The 23,393-nt window shown below is 43.3% G+C and carries 20 protein-coding genes and 1 pseudogene; 14 read left to right on the forward strand and 7 right to left on the reverse strand.

The window, feature by feature from the left end:
- Positions 1-162 precede the first annotated feature (162 nt).
- From JMX95_RS00835 to lipB, 4 genes are all read right to left on the reverse strand, one after another.
- A complete protein-coding gene (locus tag JMX95_RS00835) occupies positions 163-489 on the reverse strand; it encodes a ribonuclease E inhibitor RraB (protein WP_087814390.1) in 327 nt (108 codons plus the stop codon).
- 175 nt (positions 490-664) lie between these two features.
- Positions 665-1,132, reverse strand: coding sequence for a hypothetical protein (locus JMX95_RS00840; RefSeq protein WP_087814391.1), 468 nt, complete (start codon positions 1,130-1,132; stop codon positions 665-667).
- A gap of 161 nt (positions 1,133-1,293) precedes the next feature.
- Complete coding sequence (locus JMX95_RS00845) at positions 1,294-1,824, reverse strand: inorganic diphosphatase (protein WP_010198287.1); 531 nt, start codon at positions 1,822-1,824, stop codon at positions 1,294-1,296.
- A 208-nt stretch (positions 1,825-2,032) separates the two neighbouring features.
- Entirely contained in the window at positions 2,033-2,815 is a 783-nt protein-coding gene (lipB, locus tag JMX95_RS00850; RefSeq protein WP_201559795.1) for a lipoyl(octanoyl) transferase LipB, read from the reverse strand.
- A 602-nt stretch (positions 2,816-3,417) separates the two neighbouring features.
- On the opposite strand from lipB, the gene JMX95_RS00855 reads away from it, so the two are divergent.
- From JMX95_RS00855 to pncB, 6 genes and pseudogenes are all read left to right on the forward strand, one after another.
- Positions 3,418-4,902, forward strand: a complete 1,485-nt coding sequence (locus JMX95_RS00855; RefSeq protein ID WP_176393036.1) for a coniferyl aldehyde dehydrogenase — start codon at positions 3,418-3,420, stop codon at positions 4,900-4,902.
- A gap of 349 nt (positions 4,903-5,251) precedes the next feature.
- On the forward strand, positions 5,252-7,183 hold the full coding sequence (locus tag JMX95_RS00860) for a glycine betaine ABC transporter substrate-binding protein (protein ID WP_176393037.1): 1,932 nt from the start codon (positions 5,252-5,254) through the stop codon (positions 7,181-7,183).
- Positions 7,184-7,258: 75 nt separating this feature from the next.
- Positions 7,259-8,167 carry an ATP-binding cassette domain-containing protein gene (locus JMX95_RS00865; protein ID WP_201559796.1) on the forward strand — a complete coding sequence of 303 codons (909 nt, stop codon included), beginning with the start codon at positions 7,259-7,261 and terminating at the stop codon, positions 8,165-8,167.
- A 289-nt stretch (positions 8,168-8,456) separates the two neighbouring features.
- Complete coding sequence (msrAB, locus tag JMX95_RS00870; protein WP_087814394.1) at positions 8,457-10,271, forward strand: bifunctional peptide-methionine (S)-S-oxide reductase MsrA/peptide-methionine (R)-S-oxide reductase MsrB; 1,815 nt, start codon at positions 8,457-8,459, stop codon at positions 10,269-10,271.
- Between the two features lie 327 nt (positions 10,272-10,598).
- Positions 10,599-11,695, forward strand: a pseudogene (locus JMX95_RS00875) (RNA-guided endonuclease InsQ/TnpB family protein).
- Between the two features lie 87 nt (positions 11,696-11,782).
- Positions 11,783-13,024, forward strand: coding sequence for a nicotinate phosphoribosyltransferase (pncB, locus tag JMX95_RS00880; RefSeq protein WP_201559798.1), 1,242 nt, complete (start codon positions 11,783-11,785; stop codon positions 13,022-13,024).
- A gap of 12 nt (positions 13,025-13,036) precedes the next feature.
- Here pncB and xseB read toward each other — a convergent pair whose 3' ends face one another.
- The 3 genes from xseB to JMX95_RS00895 all read right to left on the reverse strand — a co-directional run bounded on the left by xseB (position 13,037) and on the right by JMX95_RS00895 (position 15,464).
- Entirely contained in the window at positions 13,037-13,285 is a 249-nt protein-coding gene (gene xseB, locus JMX95_RS00885; protein ID WP_045446121.1) for an exodeoxyribonuclease VII small subunit, read from the reverse strand.
- A gap of 62 nt (positions 13,286-13,347) precedes the next feature.
- Positions 13,348-14,862 (reverse strand): exodeoxyribonuclease VII large subunit, encoded by a 1,515-nt coding sequence (gene xseA, locus JMX95_RS00890; RefSeq protein ID WP_201553717.1) that lies wholly within the window; start codon positions 14,860-14,862, stop codon positions 13,348-13,350.
- 233 nt (positions 14,863-15,095) lie between these two features.
- On the reverse strand, positions 15,096-15,464 hold the full coding sequence (locus tag JMX95_RS00895; protein ID WP_045446124.1) for a hypothetical protein: 369 nt from the start codon (positions 15,462-15,464) through the stop codon (positions 15,096-15,098).
- 314 nt (positions 15,465-15,778) lie between these two features.
- On the opposite strand from JMX95_RS00895, the gene JMX95_RS00900 reads away from it, so the two are divergent.
- The 8 genes from JMX95_RS00900 (at position 15,779) to JMX95_RS00935 (ending at position 23,356) form a co-directional block, all read left to right on the forward strand.
- Positions 15,779-16,438 carry an alpha/beta hydrolase gene (locus JMX95_RS00900; protein WP_087815651.1) on the forward strand — a complete coding sequence of 220 codons (660 nt, stop codon included), beginning with the start codon at positions 15,779-15,781 and terminating at the stop codon, positions 16,436-16,438.
- A 128-nt stretch (positions 16,439-16,566) separates the two neighbouring features.
- Positions 16,567-17,667 carry a cell division protein ZapE gene (gene zapE / locus JMX95_RS00905; RefSeq protein WP_087815649.1) on the forward strand — a complete coding sequence of 367 codons (1,101 nt, stop codon included), beginning with the start codon at positions 16,567-16,569 and terminating at the stop codon, positions 17,665-17,667.
- A 189-nt stretch (positions 17,668-17,856) separates the two neighbouring features.
- Positions 17,857-18,501 (forward strand): nitroreductase, encoded by a 645-nt coding sequence (locus JMX95_RS00910; protein WP_087815646.1) that lies wholly within the window; start codon positions 17,857-17,859, stop codon positions 18,499-18,501.
- Between the two features lie 177 nt (positions 18,502-18,678).
- Entirely contained in the window at positions 18,679-19,974 is a 1,296-nt protein-coding gene (locus JMX95_RS00915; protein ID WP_201553718.1) for an NAD(P)H-dependent glycerol-3-phosphate dehydrogenase, read from the forward strand.
- A gap of 84 nt (positions 19,975-20,058) precedes the next feature.
- Entirely contained in the window at positions 20,059-20,517 is a 459-nt protein-coding gene (locus JMX95_RS00920) for a SixA phosphatase family protein (RefSeq protein WP_087815644.1), read from the forward strand.
- A 230-nt stretch (positions 20,518-20,747) separates the two neighbouring features.
- Complete coding sequence (gene gspL, locus JMX95_RS00925) at positions 20,748-22,004, forward strand: type II secretion system protein GspL (protein ID WP_087815642.1); 1,257 nt, start codon at positions 20,748-20,750, stop codon at positions 22,002-22,004.
- Positions 22,005-22,069: 65 nt separating this feature from the next.
- Positions 22,070-22,645 (forward strand): type II secretion system protein GspM, encoded by a 576-nt coding sequence (gene gspM, locus JMX95_RS00930; RefSeq protein WP_087815640.1) that lies wholly within the window; start codon positions 22,070-22,072, stop codon positions 22,643-22,645.
- A gap of 165 nt (positions 22,646-22,810) precedes the next feature.
- Complete coding sequence (locus JMX95_RS00935; RefSeq protein ID WP_227675917.1) at positions 22,811-23,356, forward strand: DUF4870 family protein; 546 nt, start codon at positions 22,811-22,813, stop codon at positions 23,354-23,356.
- The last annotated feature ends 37 nt before the right edge of the window (positions 23,357-23,393 follow it).

Below are 23,393 nucleotides of genomic sequence, written 5' to 3' on the forward strand. Positions count from 1 at the left end.
TGTGATCGGTGCGCTATACAGGAGTCGAACTACTAGTTTTAGATATGACTTTCATGACTATGAAATTTACAGTATAGGTTATGACTACTGAGCTGTTTGATTAAAATCTATAAGGTTTATCTCTACAGTTTGTTCAATATAACTCAAAGGTTGGTTTTTGATTTAATTACCAAAAGATCCAAAACCATCTATATAACCACCATACGGCTCTGCTATAGCATTCAGTAATGATTCAGTTTCTACTACATCATAATAGTTAGGAATCATGGATATTTTACAATAGCATGTAAAATCATCTTCTTCCTCTTCAATGCTGAAAGTAGTATTTGGTAAAGCTTCCTTAATTTTTTCTACTACTAAGATTCCAAAACTCTCAGATGGTACTGAGATAAAAAAATCTATTTCGATCATTTTTGTCAAATCTGTTCCATCATCTTTTAATCTTTGCAATGCATTTCCAGTATTATCATTCGGTAGTTCCTTATTCATCTTGATGTCCTTTGTTCATATTTAAAGTAATAGAGATATTAGAAAAGGCTATACCTCAAAGAAACCAGTTATTTCAGCCCTCATGCGTATTAGTAGACTACTTAAAACAGACTGATATAACAGAACCACTTATAACAGACTATAAAAAAATTAACACGACGATATCCTGTCCTATTTAACCAAATACTCGCCATAATATCCAAAATAATCCAGCCATAATGATGGCAATCACCAATAGCCGTTTCAGCCAATAGGGTATCAGCGGTTTTTTATAGCCTAAATCATTAAGCTGGCTGTCCACACCATTTTGTAGACTCTTGAATCCTCGACTTTGCTTAGTCGTTTTGACGCGATTTTTTATCAGATGTCCAGCTTCATCCTCAGCACCTTGCTCTCTATCAAAGCTAATAGCATGGTTAGGAATGCCTTGCTTGCTGGCGATAGTGTTGAGTTTTTGCTGCTGCTTCACCTTTAGTTGTGTCTCATAGGCATCAATCCTATTCTTGGCGTCATCCATACTAATGTCTTCATCTGCCGCCAAAGTTTTGATCGCCATCACTAAATTGTTTTTTTCGATCATCATGATGACGTCTCTTGGCAGCTTTGGGTTGACTGGTTTTGAGCTAGGGTCGGGGTTAAACATGACTGTCCTTATGGCGATATGAAAAATAGGCATCGATAGTGTTGATTATTATAACCATTTTATAGCAGTAATATTCAATCAAAAAAATACCGCAATCACGATAATGACTGCGGCATTTTAATAGCTATCCTTTATTAGCATTTCTGCCAATTTTTGATAGCCTATAGGTCTTTCCAGCGTTGGATAGACTCTTTGATGACTTCTTTTGCTTCTGCAACGTCGCCCCAAGATTCAACGACCGTAGTGCCTGGTTTTTTCAGATCTTTATAGTGGCTGAAATGGAACTCTAACTGGTTGATTAGCTGCTTTGGTAGATCCGCTAGGCTGTTATAAGCGTTGCCTGTATCACGGTCGTCAGCAGGTACGACGACGATCTTGTCATCGACTTCGCCATCATCAACGAACTTCATCACACCAATGACTTTGGCTTTTAAGAAAATACCAGTTGGTAGCGGCTGCTCAGTCAGCAATAACACGTCAAGCTCATCACCATCTTCGTCAAGCGTTTGCGGTATAAAACCATAGTTACAAGGCTTGGCAAAAATCTGTGGATCAATACGATCAAGCTCAAATACCGCCAGTTCACGATTCCACTCAATTTTATGGCTGCTACCAGCTGGGATTTCTACTACTACGTTGATAATGCCGCCGTCTACATCGCCTGCGTCCAAAATTTTGTTAAAATCTGCCATAAAGTACTCCAATTTGCTTTTGTTTTAAGTGCTTGAATAATAAGTGATGATAAAAGAATAACGTTGCGGCACTGCGATATTATCACTGTGCCCAATATGTGCCGCCTGCGATTATAACAAGTTTGACTCAAATTTTCTCACAATGCTTAAGTCTAAGCGTGCACGATATTATGCAAAAAAAGATTATGCAAAAACGGACCTAAAGACCTCACTTGGGTGCGAGTGCGCGTAGCTCAATGAGTCCAGCATGACGCTTAGCAATGTTATCAATAAGTTTTTGGGTCACTTGTTCATAGCTTAAGGCTTCACCAGTTTGTTCATCTGACTCTTTTTGCATAGCCGTAAAGTCGGATAACCGTAACATTTGCATCCCCGCATAGCCGCACGGATTAATCGCATTAAATGCGGATAAGTCACAATTTAAATTAAGCGCGATACCGTGATAGCTAAATCCATGTTTAATTTTGAAGCCTAACGATGCCATTTTTCCAAGCATCATTTTATCATCCGCTACAGATGTATCAGCATATAGATAAACACCGGGTGCGTCACGGCGCGCATGGGCGCTGATGGCTGTTGTGTCTGATGAAGCAAGATTTTGCAAACAGTCATTGATGACGTCTTCGATTGCTTGCTCGGCATGCGAGACCAAGTTGCGCACACTCCAGCCCAAGCTATTCAAATCGAACAACCAATAAATAACCAGCTGCCCGTGACCATGCCATGTCACTTGACCGCCGCGATCCGTTTTTATAATAGGCGTATTGGTACGTTGCAAGATGTGCTCTTCTTTACCTGCTTGCCCTAAAGTATACACATCATTGTGATCGACAATCCATAATTCGTCAGGTGTGCGCAGTCCTTGCTGTTTTTTTAAGTCAATACGTGCAAGTGTACGTGCTAGCATCGCATCGAGAGTGGGAACGTAATCGGCTGTTGTTAGAGATTTGCTGATCAGTGTGTCATTAAGCTGTTGCGTGGTGTTTTGCATGAGAGTCGCAGTCTTATTGTGGTCTGGTTCGAAGAGGTGTATCACTGATATTTAGTCGTGATATCGATAGTGAGTGTAGCAGTTTTTGCGATTGGTACCCAAGATTATCTCTGGTCACGCTGTAAAACTCAACAATCAAAACACTGATAAATGCCCTAACGGAGTAGCCATAATAAGCAAAAGTTCTCAGTGCTTAATATGAAATTTCTAGCATTGTGATGCGTGTTTATAGACACTTATTTCATACAGACGCAGGAGTCAACTTAATGTGCTGTTCATTGATTCGTTGATGCGCTACATTAAAGTGCAATGAATGGAATCGCATTACTTATGTTCAGGGGTTGCCATCAATGCAACCCGCTGATTAGGGCGTGTCCTTAATTCAATAGATTACTTTCTAAATGGGCTGAAAATGGCTAAATTTTGCCAAACATCGTCAAATAGCTTCTTAATATCTCGATATTATTTGCGCTACTTTCCTTGTTTGACGGCAATTTATCTCATGTTTATCACCATTTTTAAAATGAGGATAAGCCCTAGAAATACAGAGTCTCTAACCCAATAGAGTATATTGACTCCAACGCAGATGACAAGGAAGATAAATGACAGATAATAATCAAAACATGAATGAGCAGACCTCAATCGACACGGATATGTTGCAGCAACCTGCGCCAAAATCGCCTAGTATTGCTAATACGGTTGATGAGATGCGAGCGCAATTTTTACGCTTACAAACACTCAGTCGCACGCAGCCAATCAATGACTGGGCCACTCGTGAAACCCAACTAGACAGTCTAGAAGTCATGCTTAGCGATAACCAAGCCAGTTTCGCCAAAGCGATCAGTGCCGACTTTGGTTATCGTAGCGAATCAGAGACCCAGTTTGCCGAGTTGTTTCCTAGCTTTACTGGTATCAGTCATGCCAAAAAGCACGGTAAAAAATGGATGAAAGTTCAGCGGGCTTCTATTTCAGCGCTGTATATGCCAGCTCATAATGAAATCCAGCCTCAGCCATTGGGCGTGGTTGGTATCATGGTGCCTTGGAACTATCCGTTATTTTTAGCAGTAGGACCGATGATTGATGCACTCACTGCTGGCAACAGAGTTATGATCAAGATGAGTGAAGCGGCACCGCAATTTGCCCAAGCATTTGCCAGTGCGATTGCTCGTTATTTTTCACCAGACATGATTTGTGTAGTACTGGGTGAGGTAGACATTGCGGTTGCTTTTAGTGAGCTGCCTTTTGATCATCTGCTTTATACGGGCTCTACGGCTGTGGGCAAAAAAGTCATGGCGGCGGCGGCTCCTAACTTAACACCCGTCACGCTCGAGCTGGGCGGTAAATCACCGGTCGTCGTGTTAGAGGGCGCAAACTTAGAAAACGCCGTCAATCGTGTGATGATGGGCAAAACACTAAATGCGGGTCAGACCTGTATTGCCCCTGATTATGTACTGATTCAGCGCCAATATCATGAAGAGTTTATCCGTTTAGCAAAAGAGTGGATGGAAAAGCACTATCCAAATATTGAGAGCAATCCAGATTACTCACGTATTATCAATGGCGAGCAATTTAAGCGTGTCAAAGGCTATCTAGATGCATTATCGAGCGATGGGATCCATAAGCTCACTGATGCTGAGTCTAATATCGAAACGCGTCTAATGCCGCCTGTCATCGTGAGTGAGCCTGCCCCCGATAGTGATGTGATGCAGGAAGAGATTTTTGCGCCGATTTTGCCATTGATGCATTACGATACGCTTGATGATGCCATTCATTTTGTCAACGAGCGACCACGCCCACTGGCGTTATACGTTTTTGGTGATAACTATAACGCCCTAGAGAAAGTACGTAACAATACGGTCTCTGGTGGCCTATGTATTAATGAAGTGCTGATACATGTTGCCCAGCATGACTTACCGTTTGGCGGGGTTGGCGATTCAGGAACGGGGGCTTACCATGGTAAAGCGGGATTCGAGCGTCTTAGCCATATGAAACCAGTATTTGTACAATCCAAGTTAAATGGGTTGAATTTGTTGTTGCCACCTTATGGCGGGTTGTTTAAAAAAGCCATGGCAATGTTTTTAAAATAACAAATGCTAAAGTGAGCAAAGTTGACATAACTTTCGTTCAAGTAAACAAAAATACCTAATCATTGTGAGCAATCATATAAGCAACTTTAAAAAACAGCATCTATCTCAATAGGTGCTATTTTTTTGTATAAAAGTAAGCGATAAAAAATTAATGAGCATTTGTCATCTTGTCTATAAATCGCTACACTTTGTAGTGAGCCTAAACGATAGTAGTATTAGTTTTAGATGAAGACGTTGTCTAGTCTTCAACGACTGAATGAGTCAAAAGCAATACACGCTTGGCGTAAAGCAATAATGTTATTGACTTGGGCGTTCATTTCCATAATAAAAATTATAAATAGGACATCTTATGCGCCAATGGATTGCGTTAAGTTTACTATGCATGAGCGTGCTGTTACTGCCAGTATCGGCATCAGCAGCCTGCGACTCACCAATCAAATTTGGCGCTCTGACATGGGAGAGCGGTCAGTTTATCTCTGGGGTGCTTAAGTACATCGCTGAAGATGGCTATGATTGTACAATTGAAGAGGTGCCGGGTGCTGGTCCTGCACTCGAAACGGCATTGTCACAAAACGACATTCAAGTGATTGGGGAGCAGTGGGTTGGACGCTCGCCAATTATGGAACAAGCCATCGAGCAGAATAAAGTGGCAGTCATCGGTGATACGCTCAAAGGCGGCGCAACTCAAGGTTGGTATGTACCCAAATATGTATTAGAAGAAAACCCAGGTCTACGCAGTTATCAAGATTTGCCTAAATATGCTGAGCTGTTTAAAGATCCTGAAGACCCTAGCAAATCACGCTTTATGAATTGTCCGTCTGGTTGGACGTGTGAGATTTTCAATACTCGCTTGCTGAAGAATACAGGTTTGGACAGTATCTTTAATAATGCCCATCCCGGCACTGGGGCAGCGCTCGACGCTGAGATTGCCTCTGCTTTTGAGCAACATAAGCCACTACTGTTTTATTACTGGCAGCCTACGGGCTTGATGGCAAAATATGACTTTGCGCCATTAGAGTTCCCTGCCCATGATGACGCTTGTTGGCAAGATTTGTTACGAGCGGATGGCACCGCCGATTGTGTGTCTGGCTTCCCTGTCTCACCTTTAGGTATCGCAGTATCTACCCCCTTTATTGAATCCAATCCAGAGCTTGCTGATGTCTTTAAAAAAGTTCAGTTTAGCTCCGATGAGCTCAATGGTGCTATCTTGGAGATGAGTGAAAATAAACGCAGTGGCGATGAGCAAGCACTAGCATTTTTGCGTAAATATCCGAGCGTCTGGCAAGCATGGTTGTCTGATGAAGCAGCCAGTAACCTTGCGGCTAAGCTAGGCATCAGCTTAACGGGCGAGGCTATCACTTCAGATGCAACCGTCTCTAGCACTAATCGAGCGACCTCATTATCGAGCTTTCCTTCTTGGTCACTTGAGACGCCGCTTAATAATACATTAGCAAGCGTTGTCCAAAATTATGGCGATGTGTTTCGTACTGTCAGTACCATGGCGTTAACCTATCTATTGCTACCGATTGAGCGTCTATTAACCACTATGCCGCCTTGGCTTATCATTGCGCTTGTGAGCGTATTGGCATGGTTTGGTGTCCGTAAAATCTGGTTTGCACTGGCATGCGGCGCAGGACTTTTTCTCATTGGTGCATTTGGACTATGGGGCGCATTGATTGATACCTTGGCACTGCTCATCGTATCAGTGTTGGTGACCGTCGTGATTGGTATTCCTATAGGCATTGCTATGTCGGGCAGTAAAATTCTTCGCAAGGTTGTGACGCCAATACTGGATGTGATGCAGACCATGCCAAGTTTTGTCTATTTGATACCCGTATTAATGTTATTTGGGATTGGCAAAGTGCCTGCGTTATTTGCCACTATTATTTATGCCTTGCCACCACTGATTCGGCTGACGACATTGGGGATTACCCAAGTCAATCATGAGATGGTCGAAGCAGGGCGCTCGTTCGGTAGCACACACTTGCAGCTGCTCATTTGGATTAAATTGCCGCAAGCATTACCCAGTATTATGGCGGGCGTGAATCAAGCGGTGATGATGTCGCTCTCTATGGTGGTGCTCGCGTCTATGATTGGCGCACCGGGGCTTGGTGAAGATGTGTTGCAATCGATTCAAACGCTTAATATCGGTCAGGGCTTGCAAGCAGGTACGGCGATTGTCATCGTTGCCATTATCATTGACCGTATCACCCAAGCGTTCGGTCAAGGCAAGCGTGCTCGGCAAAAAACCATCGATGCTGGCAGGCATCCCATTGGTTAATTATCAGTGCCCTGGTCGAATGTTCAACACGCCCTAATCATAATGATAACTAGAAAAATAAAAATGAGAGCCATCATGAATCATATTCAATTGGAAAATATCAGCAAGATTTATAATGCCAATAGCTCGCAAGCAAAGTCTGCATTGGCATTACTAGCAGAAGGTATGGATAGTATTCAGGTAAAGGAACAAACAGGCTATTCGGTCGGGCTTTATGACATCAATTTAAGCGTTAAAGCAGGTGAGCTGCATTGTATTATGGGCTTGTCAGGTTCAGGAAAATCAACCTTGATACGCCATATCAATCGTTTGATTGACCCAACCAGCGGTAAAATATGGGTTGATACTTCTATTAATGCTAAGCCGTCTACTATTGCTAAGCCCTCCACTAATGCCAAACCCTCTGCTGATGTATTAGAAAATGGAAGATCATCGTCTGCTATTAATATTTTAGAGCTAAATGATAAAGCGCTACAGCATTATCGCCAGCAGACACTCAGTATGGTTTTTCAGCATTTTGGTTTGGTGCCACATATGACGGTGCTGCAAAACGTCGCTTACGGCTTGCGAGTGCGAAAAATGAGTATCAAAGAACGCCACAAGGTTGCTCGGCATTGGCTTAATGAAGTTGGGCTAGCAAATTTGGAGAAAAGTTACCCTGATGAGCTGTCAGGAGGGATGCAGCAGCGAGTAGGGCTTGCGCGTGCCTTAGCAACCGACAATCAAATATTGCTGATGGACGAGGCTTTCTCTGCCCTTGATCCCCTTATTCGTGCCCAATTACAAGACCAACTACTTGAGCTACAAGCACGGCTAAACAAAACCATCGTCTTTATCACTCATGATATCGATGAAGCGATTAAGGTCGGTCAGCGGATTAGTATTTTAAATGGCGGGCGTTTGGTACAAACGGATACACCCAGTGAATTACGCCACAACCCAGCTGATGAGTATGTGGCGCAATTTATGCGTGCCAAAATTTAATTTAAAAATAATACGACGTTTTTTTAAATGCTGTTTTATAAATTACACCTGCAAAATGATAGATTTCTGTCTATATCATTATTCTTACACTGGTGTTAAAAAAGTGTAGCAACCCCTTAGTTACTATTAAAGTAAACTCCATCATCGATGTATACTATTAAGATACTCTAATAGTGTATTAGCTTTGCTAAAATCTTGATTTATCCACTCTCATTGATTACGTAAGAAGATCATGAGCGAGCATAAAAACTCAGTTTATGATCGTAAGACTTCGTAAAAAGGACCTCGCATGCCGCATAAGAAAATTCGCCATAATGATCATAGTCATACTAATAAGTTAGCGACAGACTCACCATGTGATTCATCACGTTGGCTAAAAAACATTAGTGCCGTTGGTGTCACGACAGTACTGAGTGCTGGCATATTGGTCGCTTGTGGACAAATGAGTAGTGCGGAGAGCAATGCAAGTAGCACGACTAAATCAGCCAAGCAAAACAGTGGAGTGACTAGCTCACGTGACATGCTGCCTTCCGATATGCTTGGACAAATGCGAGCGCTGCCGCAATTGACAAAAGGCTTAGGTGACACGGGCACAGCAGTCATTGACCCTAATAAACCGACATTGATTAAATTTTGGGCAAGCTGGTGCCCATTATGTTTGGGTACGTTGGCAGAAACCGAAGAATGGCGCACCGATCCCAAGTTCGCTGATTTAAATGTCGTGACTGTTGTCAGTCCCGGTCATCTAAACGAAAAAGCCGATAGCGACTTTAGCACTTGGTATGCAGGCGTCCAAGCAGACTATCCAAAGCTACCAGTATTGTCTGACGCTTCAGGCGAGCTGATTAATAAACTTGGTGTGCAAGTTTATCCAAGCTGGGCGATACTCGATAAAAGCGGCAACTTGGTGCATTTGGTGAAAGGCAATATATCGGCAGAGCAAGCCTATGCCCTTGCTGAAAATGCCAATAATGATTTTGCTGAGCTTAAAGCAGGGAGTGCTAAACCAGCAAACGCGCAAACCTTAGACAACAACAGCAAGATTGAAACCATCAAACAAAAAGAGGGCGTTTATTATAACGATAAAGGCAAAGCGATTAATACGCGCTCAATCTACTTGGCGGGCGGCTGCTTTTGGGGCGTAGAAGCTTACATGGAGCGCGTCGAGGGTGTGGTCGACGCTGTATCAGGCTATGCCAACGGTGATACCGCCAATCCAAGTTACGAGCAAGTGATTCGTGGTTCAGGTCATGCCGAAGCCGTCAAAGTCACTTACGATGCGGATAAAACAGACCTTGATACTATCTTAAAATACTACTTCCGCGTGATAGATCCAACCAGCCTCAACAAACAAGGCAATGATCACGGTGTGCAGTACCGCTCAGGCGTTTATTACACCGATAAAGAAGATAAAGCAGTGATTGATGCTGCCCTCCAACGTGTGCAAAGCCAGTATAAACAAAAAATTGTAGTAGAAAATGAGCCGCTAGACAATTTCTACTTAGCTGAAATGTACCATCAGGATTATCTGGCAAAAAATCCAAACGGCTATTGTCATGTTGATTTAAGCCTTGCCGATGATAAACCAGAAGGTACTGCGCGTACCAAGCTTGCACCTGTAAGTACCGTTGCTGAGACTTTAAATCCTAAGCGTTACGCAGGATTTGATAAAGGCGCGCTCAAAAACACCTTGACCAAAGCACAATACAATATCACGCAAGATGCCGGTACTGAGCGCGCCTTTAGCCATGAATATGATAATTTATTTGCGCCGGGTATCTATGTCGATGTGGTGAGCGGTGAGCCTTTATTTTTATCAACTGATAAATACCAATCTGGCTGTGGTTGGCCAAGCTTTACCAAGCCGATTGACATGCAAGTCATTACCCAGCATGAAGACACCGCTTTTAATATGGTACGCACTGAAGTTCGCTCGCGAGTAGCAGACTCACATCTGGGTCATGTATTCCCTGATGGGCCAAAAGATCGTGGCGGGCTGCGCTATTGTATCAATGGCGGGGCGCTACAGTTTATTCCAGTCGATGTGATGCCGCAGTCAGGCTATGCGCCATTAGTGAAGTTGGTTAAGCCTGCAAAACCTTAATTATTAATACTGATAATCGACTTTATATAGAGACGTTAAGATAATTCTTAGCGTCTTTTTTATGATTGATGCCTTGAGCATAATTACTATCACAGCATGATGGTTCGTTTTATTATCGTTGTATTTTTGCTGTTATAGCCGTTGAATTATGAAAAACCAACCAAACTTCGTTATACTCAAAAGCTGAGCGTTTTCTATTATTAATACTTTTATCATCTAGCGCCGTAAAACCACGTCCTTCTAGGGCGTGGATATCAGGCGTCAACCGTTGTCACCTAAGATTGAACATACCTTGATAACCAAATACATTGAGATCATAATTACCCCATGAAAACGCTCAAACTACGCATCAAAGACAAACATGCCACTCAGCTAAATATCTTAGCGGGGTCGGTTAACTTTGTCTGGAATTACGTCAATGAGCTAAGTTTTAAACACCTCAAGAGTACTGGTCAATTCTTTTCGGCTTATGATTTGGCTACTTACACCAAAGGTGCGGGTGAATATCTAAACCTACACAGCCAAACCTTACAAGCAGTGACCGAAACCCATGCCAAGGCTCGTAAACAGTTTAAAAAAGCCAAACTCAACTGGCGCACCAATAATCCTAAAGCCAAACGTAGTTCTCTTGGTTGGATTCCGTTTAAAAAGACCGCTATTAAGCATATCAGCACCCGCCAAAGTGGTAAAAAGTGTCTAAAAAGCACCCTGCAATTCAGCTTAGCTAAAGGTAAAAAACTCACTATTGACCTATGGGACAGCTATAACTTAGCGCTCTACACCATCAATACTTGCGAATTGGTACAGGACCATCGCGGTCACTGGTACGTCTGTGTGACGGTTAAAGAATTTCCAAAAACAGCGTGTGGCACTGGTCAAGTCGGTATCGATTTAGGTTGCAAAGATTCAGCAGTCAGTAGTGATGGCGACAAACTACAAACCAAAGTCACTCATCAATATGCTGAAAAACTGGCCATTGCTCAAAGAGCTAAGAATAAAAAGCGGGTCAAGGCCATTCACGCCAAGATTAAAAATACCCGTCAAGACCTCATTCATAAATTCACATCAAAGCTTGTCAAAGCCAACAGCCTAATTGTTGTTGGTAAAATAAAATCAACATCATTCACTAAGGGCAAACTTGCCAAATCCGTCTATGATGCAGGTTGGTTTGAAATTAAGCGGCAACTGGATTATAAATGCGCGAACGCAGGTTGCCACTATATCGAAGTGAATGAAGCGTACACCACCCAAACCTGCTCGTGTTGCGGCTCTCGCCAAGACAGTCCGAAAGGTAGATCAGCGCTTGGTATAAGAGTATGGTTTTGTCGTTCTTGTAAAACGACCCATAACAGAGATGTTAATGGAGCAAAAAACATTCTCGCGGTCGGGCTTGGCCGTCTTTAGTAGGAATCCCCCTCCTTTGAGGGCGGGGAGGAAGTCAAAGTTATGTATACCTATTTCGTCGCTGGATTTGTTTGGCGGCTTTTCATTTTTGTATTTAAGGCTGTAACATGACCGTTACTCATACCTCTAAACCTTTCGAACCTATTATTACCTCTTTACTCGATAATGATTTATATAAATTTACGATGCTGCAAGCCATGCTGCATCAGTTTCCACAGACACATGGTGTGTATCGCTTTCGCTGCCGTAATAATAAAGACACGCTGTATCCATTGGCTGATATTAAAGATGATCTAGAGCAGCAGTTAGACAATTTATGTGAATTACGATTTTTAGAGGATGAACTAGAGTACTTACGTGGTTTGCGCTTTATGCGCTCAGACTTCGTTGACTATCTAGAATTGTTTAAGTTGAAACGTCGTTTTATTACCGTCAGTACGGATGATAAAGGTCGCTTATTTATCGATATCGAAGGACCGATGATTCAAGCGATGTTCTTTGAAGTGTTTGTACTCGCCATCGTTAATGAGCTGTATTTTGATGCGCTATCGAATGCCAGTGTGATTGAAGAAGGGCAGCGCAGATTGGATGAAAAAGTCACATTGTTGCATCAATATGCGACAGAGCAGGCAAAATTTGATGCTAATACCCCGCCATTAATTATCGCTGATTTTGGTACTCGTAGACGTTTTAGCAAAGCTTGGCAAGCCCATGTGGTTGAGACTTTGCATAAAGCGGAACCAAAAATAGTGAGCGGTACTTCCAACGTGTATTTAGCAAAAAAGCTGGGAATGACGCCAATCGGTACGATGGCACATGAATTTATGCAGGCATTTCAGGCTTTGGATGTGCGTTTACGTGATTCACAAAAAGCGGCGCTTGAAGCGTGGGTGCATGAGTATCGAGGCGATTTGGGTATTGCGCTGACCGATGTCGTTGGGATGGATGCGTTTTTACGTGACTTTGATTTGTATTTCGCTAAGCTGTTTGATGGTTTACGTCACGATAGCGGTGACCCGTATATCTGGGGTGATAAGGCGATTGCTCATTATAAAAATCTTAAAATAGACCCAAGAACCAAGATTTTAACCTTTAGTGATGGCTTAGATTTGGATAAAGCTTGGGATTTACATCAGTATTTTAAAGGTCAAATAAAGACCAGCTTTGGTATTGGTACCAACCTCACCAATGATATGGGTATCACCCCGATAAATATTGTCTTAAAATTGGTGGAATGCAATGGGCAGCCAGTCGCTAAACTGTCAGACAGTCCAGGCAAGACCATGATTAATAACGACACGTATCTTGCCTATTTGCGCCAAGTATTTGAAGTCGACGAGCCTGAATAGAATTGACTTAACTTAACTGTCGCTATTCTCTGTTTTATCTTCTTCTTCAGCAAAAGCGGCATCTAGTGCTTGCTGTACCGCATTGATACGGGTTTCGCAAACGCGATAAGCAGCAATCGACTCTTCAACAGTCGTCATCAGATTATCAATATCTGGCTCATCTTGTTGCTGTAATTCAGCGGCATTGGTTTTTAGAATATCATAAGCCGCTTTAAAGGTTTTTGGGGCGGCTTTTTTGCGTTTGCGAGTAGGGGTTGTCATAAGGTTTCCTAATTTTAAAATAAAGTCTTTGATTAAGTTGAATCGACGGTAGGTTGTACTTCTTATTTATTAATATTTACGTCAATAATCTGTGCTTTTGCTTTACCGTCTTTTAAGAGAATGTGCACCGTTTGTTCTGGATGGAGCTGCGTACCGCTGGTCAGTATTTGCTTGTCTTTTGCATCAGTAAGCATGGTATAGCCTTGCTTGAGCACCCGAGAAGGACGGTGCAGGAGCACAATATCACGCAGATGTTCGCTATCACGCTGTGCTTGTATTAACTGCTGCTGTGCGGAATGCATAATCGTTTTTTGGTTATTTTGACTGGCGCTAGCAGCCACTGTTAACTGCTGATAGGCAGCCGCTTGAGTCTGTGTGCGTAGCTCGCTGGTGAGTCTGGCGGCTTGCTTGACTTGGCGCTGAGCGCTTTGCTGAATACTACGCCACGCATAATCACTGTCTTTTTGCAGAGCGGTTAATTGACCAATTGTTTGTGATTGTATTTGGCTCAACTGGCGTGTCGTTTGTTGTGCAGCGGTGCTTAATTGACGCTGAGCAGCTTGTTTTATTTGCGCTTGGTATTGCAGCGTTTGAGTGACGAGCTGGGCTAAATGCGTCATGATAGCGGCAATCACCTTTGATGGGGTATCAAAGCTAGTATGCGCGACTTCATCTAAGATCACTTTATCACGCTCGTGACCAATGCCAACCCAGACAGGGATAGGCTGCTCGGCAACCAATGCTGCCAATTCATAATCATTTAGATAGGCTAAATCACCGACCGCACCGCCGCCACGAATAATGACTAATAAGTCTGGCAGGTGCTTATAAGTATCAAAAAACTGCTGCTGGGCGTTAACGATTGCTTGGCGGATCTCGCTTGGCGCATGATTACCCTGAAAGGTCGCATTATGATAATGGAAATGACAGGCACCTGTGCGCGCTAAGCGATCAGCGTCGGCTTGAAAATCGCCTAATCCAGCGGCTTTTTCAGGGGCAATGACCAGCACATGCTCAATATCAAATGGAACAGGCAGCTGTTGATTCAGGTTTAATAAGCCTTCTCCCGTCAAGCGGTCGACCATCTCTGCATACTGCCGCGCCAAGTCGCCTAACGTGTAGCTAGGGTCAATATCTTCAATAGTGAGAGAGAAGCCATATTGCGCATGGAAGCCTGCGGATACTTTGAGCAATACTGTCAAATCACGATCAAGGGGCATGCCAGTTGCGCGCTCAAATTTTGCTAAGACGCGTGCTGCTTTAAAGCGCCAAAGATTGCCGCGGCAACTAGCAATGACCTTACCGTCATCATCTTTTTCTGCCAATTCAAAGTAATAATGCCCGCCTTTACTAGATAGATTGCGAATCTCTGCTTTTACCCATACACGGTGGTTAAAGGTCTGTTTGATAACCATATCAACGGCTGATAAATAGTCACTCAACCGCAGAACGGTATCTTCTAAATTGACTTCTATATTGTTTTCTTGCTCAGCTAACTCGGCTTCCAAGGTCGCTAAATCTTTAGCAGGCGCTAATACCTTAGCTGGTTTCATATTTGACAGGTTGGGTTTGCGCATAATAATAGACCAAAAGTGAGGGAGCTTAAAAACGAGCTGTTTATAGAATAAGAGTCATAAAAAATCAGAAAGGATAGTTTACCCCAAAAGCGAGCACACAAAAAGAGAAGCCAACCAGTCAGCGACTAATATATTCTTATCGCTGATTGGTTCGCTAAATACTTTGTTAAATAACAAGATACTTTATTAAATAACGAGCCGCCAAATAAGTGCTTTATGAAATAATAATTATTTTATTGGCAACGAAAGTTGATTTTATACTCGTAATCGTCATCACGTGATAAGTTCGGCGAGCCCGTACCAAGGATCGTACCGAGGACGGCACTGGCTTGCCCAATCATCCGACCGGTATTTTCATCTAAAATACCGTTATAAGTGACTTTGTCATCGACGATAATAACTTGCTTACCTCTGCAAGTCTTTTGTGCGCTGTCTATCGCATTTTGCTGTGCTTTTACTTTGCTATCGGCGATGCCAGTCGTCTCATAAATAGAGTTTGCACGCTGGATAACTGGTGATGAAGGCGTAGTTTGGCAAGCACTTAGGGCGAGTGCTGCCGCCAAAGTAGCAGTCAGTGCAGCGGTTTTATTAATAGTATTCATAAACGATTCCTAATGTCTGTCAGTCATATATAAAGTTGAATATCACAGCAAAGTTGAGGATACGCCATGCACGTATCCGTCCATAGGTGGCTCAACAACTATGATGAATCTACCCTATTCGGCTCTGGGGTGTCTAGTCGGTTATTGTGTGCGGTATTGCAGAGACCGCACATATTCATCATATATTCATAGGCGACGTTTACTTATGATGAGCGAAAATGAAAATAAGCGGTACTATGACACAGCAAATCACTTGAAATATAAACCATATCTAGGATAATTGACCTATTCATTTTTAATCAATAAGTAATTTTATGCCATTAATTCCTGCTCCTGCTGGCGTGCTCGAAGTCGACGCGCTTTGGCAACAAGATAATCCTAACAATCCAAATACCGATACAGTGGCGTTACTGTGTCATCCCAATCCGTTATTCGACGGCACGATGAATAATAAAGTGGTAACGACGATGTATCGCTTTGCTCGTGATAATGGTATGCACGTGGTACGCTTTAACTTTCGCGGTGTCGGGCAGTCGACTGGCGAGCACGATTATGCGGATGGTGAAGTCGTAGATGCAATGACCGTGCTACAATGGATTGCAGAGCAAACCAATGCGCGCAAGTTATGGTTGGGTGGTTTTTCTTTTGGCGGTTATGTGACAGCACGGGTGGCTGAGCAGGTACTTGAAGCCCCTCATATTTGGGGGCTAGGCGATTTTGAGATTACTAAAATCGCCCTTATTGCTCCATCCGTTGAAAAAAATAACAGCAGTGATATAAGCTTGCCAGCCGATAAAACTTTTGAGATTTATGGCAATGCTGATGAAGTGATTGACCCTGATAATATGCAAGCATTTGCGGAGCGATTAGGAATTGCTGTCAGCGTTGTAGAGGGCGCAGGGCACTTTTTTCATGGACGTCTGTCAGAGTTGAAAGGCTTATTAGAAAAGCATACCTTTGGTAGCGACGCTTAGTTGTTACCTAGTAATATTAGGATAGAGAACCGCTATCAAGTCATGAGCTCTGATCGCTTTACTTTGACGAGTTCATGCAGAATCAACCATTACCTTACTATTTATTTTGTCTAATGATGAGTCGTATTATGAGTTTATCTCCATTGCAACGTTACGAGCAAGCCGTCAGTACAGATGAGTTTACTCGAGATGAGCAGCAATTTAAGGCCATGAGCTATCTTGATGAGATACATCATCAGCTCATCAATAGTGCGCCACAGAAGAAAAGCTTTTTTGGCTTTTTAAAGTCCAAGCCGACAGCACCAACGGGGTTGTATATGTGGGGCGGGGTAGGTCGTGGTAAAACATGGATGATGGACATGTTTTATGATTCATTGACCATTGATCGCAAGATGCGTCTGCATTTTCATCATTTCATGCAGCGCGTTCATCAAGAGCTAAACAAGCTGCAAGGTGAGAGTGACCCATTAGAAAAAGTCGCCGACATCATTTATGCAGAAGCGGTTATTATCTGTTTCGATGAGTTCTTTGTTTCTAACGTTTCTGATGCCATGATTTTGGGTGATTTATTTACCATGCTGTTCAATCGTGGTATTACATTGGTCGCCACCTCAAATATTGAGCCATCAGGATTGTATAAAGACGGCTTACATCGTGACCGTTTTATGCCCGCTATCGCTGAAGTAGAGCGTCATACTACGGTGATGAATATCGATTCTGGTATCGACTATCGTTTGCGCGTATTGCAGCAGGCAGAGCTATATGAGTCGCCTATGACGAAAGCGAATCATCATTGGTTAGCCAACCGTTTTGCCAGTTTATCCAATAACCAAAAAATCAGTAATGAGCCAATTACGATTAATGGTCGCGAAATTAGAATTAATGCTCGCACTGAGGATATTTTATTCTGTGATTTCCGTCATTTATGTATGGAGCCACGATCAGCATCTGATTTCATCGAAATCGCCAAGCAGTTCAGCACAGTATTGGTCAATGCCGTGCCTGCCTTAGATGATGACTTACGTGATCCGACCCGTCGGTTTATTTATCTGGTTGATGAGTTTTATGATCGCCGTGTTAAATTGCTGGTTAGAGCGCAGCAGTCGATTTTGGACCTATATCAAGGAGAGAAATTGGCGTTTGAGATTGAACGGACACGCTCGCGCTTACTTGAGATGCAGTCAGAGGATTATCTGCGCATGGAGCATCGGGTCGATGATGCGGCATAATTAAAGCCTCTTCATAGCCGATGATAATCTACAAGTTGTCGATTAAAACACTCATGGTTTTCCATTCAAGTCATTCACACTCAATATTGATATATATTCGTTTGACATAACGTGTTTTTTGACAGTATTGAGAGCCAACCAAAGCATTGGTTTTTTGCATAAAAAGATAATAATAAATAAGGAGCGGTAATGACTACATCCGACGAAAATGATAAAAAACTGTCGACCAAAGACATCACCACTAACAGTATGCCGATTAGCAGTGAAGAAATGATTGGCTGGATCAATTCAAGGCGCAGTATGGGCAATTTGGATACGCCAGCACCCACACATGCCCAAATCGAAACAGCGATTGAGTGTGCGGCGACAGCGCCAGATCATAAAAAACTGCGCCCATGGCGTTTTATAGTGACACAGGGGGACGCCCGTCATGAATTGGGCAATGCCTTGGTCGCAGCGGCTCAAGCTAAAGCGGTGCAAGAGGGCGAAACGCTGTCCGAAAAGGACATCGTAAAAACTCAGGCCATGCCATTAAGAGCGCCCGTCATCATCACAGTTGTCACAAAAATACAAGCGCACAAAAAAGTTCCTCCTTTTGAACAAATGCTAAGTGCGGGTGCAGCTGTACAAAACCTGATTTTGGCGCTAAAAGCCCAAGGTTTTAGTACAGTGTGGCGTACGGGACTGCTATGTAATGAAGCTGCTGTTAAATTATATTTTGACGTTGGTCCAGATGATTATGTGACGGCTTTTGTTTATACTGGCACCAGTCCCAAAAATGAACCCGCCCGTAAACCGATTGATATCGAGTCTTTAGTGCGATTTGAGTCATAATATATCTAAGCGCTGTTTAGTGGCGCTTTTCTCTTGACGAATACCGCTCTCTAAGAAGACAGTCGGTCGTGTAGCAAAAAGATAGATAGCCTCAATACTCCAAAGCGTCATAAGTCATGATAAATAACCCATGATAAATTCTATTAATAATAAATCAGCCAATACGGATAACAGCAAATGACCAGCCCTAATGAGAGCAATAAAGACATAAGTAGCGATAATACTGAGGTGAATACGAATGCCCCTGAAAAGCAAAACAGTCTGCTGGCAGGTATCATCGAACGTGCTACCAAATCGGGTATTGGTCGTAAAAAACTCAATCCTAGCGCGGTAGAATCAGCAGTGGCAAAAAACATGGCGGATATTCACAGCAATCCTACCAAGCTACGTTTGGCGTTTCTAGGCGGTGGTAGTTTTGGTACAGCAATGGCAAACTTGGCTGCACGCAATGGCTGTGATACCACGCTATGGGTACGTAACAAGCGTACGGTAAAAGCGATGATAAAAACGCAGACCAATAAAAAATATTTACCAGGTTATAAGCTTGATGACAGCCTTAAGTACAGCCATGACTTGGCAGCAGCCGTCAAAGACAAAGATATCGTTTTCATCGCTGTGCCTGGCTTAGCTTTTCGTGAGACCCTAAAGAATATTGCACCATTTATCAGTGGTCAGTCTATTGTGTCATTGACCAAAGGTATGGAGAAAGATACTTTTGCCATGATGAGCGACATTATTAAAGATGAGCTACCTGAAGTGAATTTCGGTGTCATGTCGGGGCCAAACCTTGCGATAGAGATCATGAAAAACATGCCATCGGCGACCGTTATCGCCAGTGAGTCTGAGCCCTTGCGCCATGCCGTACAAGCCGCATTACATAGTGCGTTTTTTCGAGTGTTTGCCAGTGATGATGTCAAAGGTGTGGAGCTTGGCGGTGCGCTAAAGAATATCTATGCGATTGCCATGGGAATGGCGGCGGCCTATGATGTCGGTGAAAATACCAAGGCAATGATATTGACTCGTGCTTTGGCAGAGATGAGCCGCTTTGGGGTTGAGGCGGGTGCGAATCCGCTTACCTTCTTAGGATTGTCTGGTGTGGGTGATTTATACGCCACTTGTAGCTCAGAGCTCAGTCGTAACTATCGTATCGGCAACATGCTCGGTCGCGGTATGAGTATTGAGGCCGCGGTGAAAAAACTCGGTCAAACAGCTGAAGGGGTCAATACCATTCAGCAAGTGCATGAGAAAGCTACCAAAGAAGGCATCTACATGCCTATTACCCATGCATTGTATGCGGTCATTTATGAAGATAAAGCAGCATTAGGTGTGGCGTTACATCTCATGGAAGCGGGCTTCCGTAGTGATGTTGAATTTGTAATGGCACATGATCATAGTAATGCGGCGCTAACTGCGCAGATGAAGACGTCAAGCGATAGCACTGATGATGAAAGTGGCGATACTGACAGTAAGTAAAAACCCCAATGTTAAATGATGACGTTGTTCTAAGAATGATTATTCTGCAAACAACGTCATCATGACAATGCATAAAGGAAGGTTATGAAAATTATACTAGTACGTCATGGTCAAGCAGAAGATGAGTCGCGCCCAGACAGCGCGCGCCAGTTAACTGACTTTGGTCAACAGCAAGCAATGCAGACGGCAGAGTATGTGATGACTCACTATCATCCTGATTATTTTGTCGTCAGTCCCTATGATAGAGCACAGCAGACGCTAGCAGCATTTCAGACGCGCGCGCCCAAGGTTCCAGTAATCGTACAGCAAAATATCACGCCTTCTGATGATGCGCGTCAAGCCTTAATAGATATTGCGAATATTGACGCTGAGTGTCTGGTAGTGGTGTGTCATATGTCTATCGTTGCTTATATCGCTGGTTTATTAACCGGTGATTATCCTGAATCATTTTCTCTTGCAGAAGCAAGGGTGTTTGAGATGGAATTTGTAATGGCAGGTATGGCAAAAGAGATTGATCGTTTTGTGCCTGAGCAGCCGTATTGAGATTAGGTCGAATCGTCAGTGATATTGTTGACACTTAGTCTATTGATGCTTAGTGGTGTTAAACTGGCTAAGTAAGGGTTGGCTACTAAAATTTCAGTCGCCAATGCATCAGGTTTTAGCTATTACAGGAGAACAATGATGATAACAAACCAACCTGCATCAGCATGAGATTGTCTGAATCCTATCTTATCCTACATTTAAAGCAGCTTTAATAATTAAGGACACGCTTAGTGTTACATGTTTGGTTACGAGCGCAGCATAGCCCGCTAGCTGTCTGGCATGAAGATATTCAGCAATGGCAAACGGTCGATGGTTGGCAACAGCTACAAGCAATCTATGGTAATTATAAAACCAATGCACAGAAGACTTTGTGTCTATACTTTCCATCAAGCCATATATTGCAGGTAGATACTGAGCTGAATGCGACTCAGCTTAAACAGCTGGGCAATAGCGGCAAGCAATACTTGTTTGAAGAGACATCCTTGACCCCTGTTGAGCAATTGGCGATTCGGCAAATCAGTGAAGCTGATAATCACCAACTGTATGCACTGGCGCAAAGCGATATCGAGTCATGGCAGCAGAGTGCTAAGCTCGCTGGCATGAGCATAACGGCGTTACTGCCTGATTTTTTATTGCTGCCAACGCCAGATGAAGGGGCAGGTCAGCAAGTAACACTGTATCAAGATGAGCAAACCATGCTACTGCGTCAGTCATTGCGACAAGGTATGGCTGTCAGTTATTTGCCCTTGATCTTTGAACGTTTCCCGCATTTAAGTGAAGTGAATATATTACCGCCCATAACGGCTTTAGATGATCTTTCAAAGCCAACAAATTCGGCAATGCCCACGAGCTTTATGGCACAAACGGCCGCGCTTGTTGCAGATCATCAGTTATTATTAACCACATTGACCACGCCGCCCAAGCCTGTTGACAGCCCTGAGCGTCACGCGCTTAACTTCTTTATTAAATCAACGGACTCAAAGCTCTCACCGTATTTGCGTGTGGCAGCGATGGTCGCGTTATCGGCACTGGTATTACAGATGGCGACCGATGGCCTGCAGTGGTATCAGTATAGTAAGGCGACGGTAGCGACCAAAGCTGAGATTGCGGCGCAGTATCAAGCTTGGTTTCCAAATGAGCCATTAAGCTCGCGCACCAAACTGCAAGTGCAATTGCAACCAAAGCTGCGCAGTGACAGCCAAGCACCAGCCTCTCATATGGCAGCATTGACTCGTATATCCCCGTTAATCAAACAGTCTTCACTGCGGGCGCAAGCATTAGTGATGCAGCCATCAGCACTCAGCTTTACCTTGATTGCCCCTGATCGTAATAGTCTTGATAAGTTTACGAGCACACTTGTTGCGCAGGGTTTAAATGCCAAGCTTGCACAGGTAAACAGTAATGAGCAAGGGCAGTTTAGTGGTCAAGTTACGGTGAATGTCGTAGAAAATAATGACACTACGCAAACCAATGTAGCGGCATCATAATTTATTTGCCAACTAGGCAACGGTAATAAATAGGCAGTGGTAATAAAAGTCAAAAAGGTTGGAAAATGAAACGATTGCAGCGCCGCACTAAACGTAATAACATCACGCCAGAGACCAGTAACAGTATTGGAACCAATGTGCTGTCAACGCGTGTAAATAATTTTCAACAGATGCTATCGTTACGTTGGCAGGCACTTTCGCCACGTGATCAGTTGGCATTGGCCGTATTGTCTATGTTCTTATTATTGTTCATTGGGGGCTATGGTGGTTATAGTATTCATCAAGCGGCAAACGATAGTAAGCGCGACTATCAAGAGCAAGTGGCTGATTACTTTTGGTTGCGTGCCCAAGCTGGCAATATCGATAGTAATGCGATCAATGCGGCAAACACGGCGGATGGTGAAGCCGCCATGCCACCTGCCAATAGTATCAGTGCATTGTTAAACAACTCAGGTATTGCCAACGCTCAAGTCGTTGCGACGGGTGATGCTGTGCAACTGAGCTTCAATCATGCCAGTCAAGCGGTGGTCAGCACAGCACTTGGAAAGCTGGAACAGCAAGGCTGGCAGTTCAGTCAGCTATCGATACAGCAAGACTTGGTTACCAAAGCCATTCAAGTACAAGCGACTGTCACCTCATAAATCGATATGCTGTGGAAACTGGAAATATTTTACTCTTTATCTACTATTGCCCCAAATTAACTAATCATCAATTTCTAAAATAGCCATTTATCATTAGCATCATTGAAAAATTGCACGTTTGACACAATTGATTAACTATCACACAGCCAGAGATGGATATTTAAGATGAATCAATCTTCTGATCGCAAACCTGACACACGTAGCCATCAGCAGACCAGAACTGCTGAACACCAGAGTAATGCGTCAGTTGAAGCTGCATTTGATCATGAAATGACTCAGCAAAGGCAGAGCTATGGGGCGAGTGACAATATGAGCACTGGTAAGCGCCGTTCTTTAATCACTTATAATCATATTACTTATTTTTTATACGTAATCAGCTATTTTACCGCTGGATTACTGTGGGTTGTACCAATTGTGATGAACTATGCGAAGCGCCATGACGCAGAGGGTTCGTGGTTGTCCACGCATTTCGATTGGCAGATTAAGACCTTTTGGTATAGCATCGTGTTTTTCTTCTTAGGCATCATTATCATTACCTTTGCATTAGGGGGTTTTGGCATCAGTATGCTGGCTGATAGCAATAATATTGCCATTGGTTCGGTATTATTAGCGGTATTTGGCCTGCTAATCATGATTTTTACCTTCATATGGCATCTTTATCGTATCGTCCGTGGTTGGATAGCCCTGACGGATGGTCGTCCTGTACCTTAGGGACTTTAGAATACATCTGTCAGCTCCTTAGCCAATA

The sequence above is a fragment of the Psychrobacter sp. NC44 genome, assembly GCF_904846655.1.
Classification (GTDB): Bacteria; Pseudomonadota; Gammaproteobacteria; order Pseudomonadales; family Moraxellaceae; genus Psychrobacter.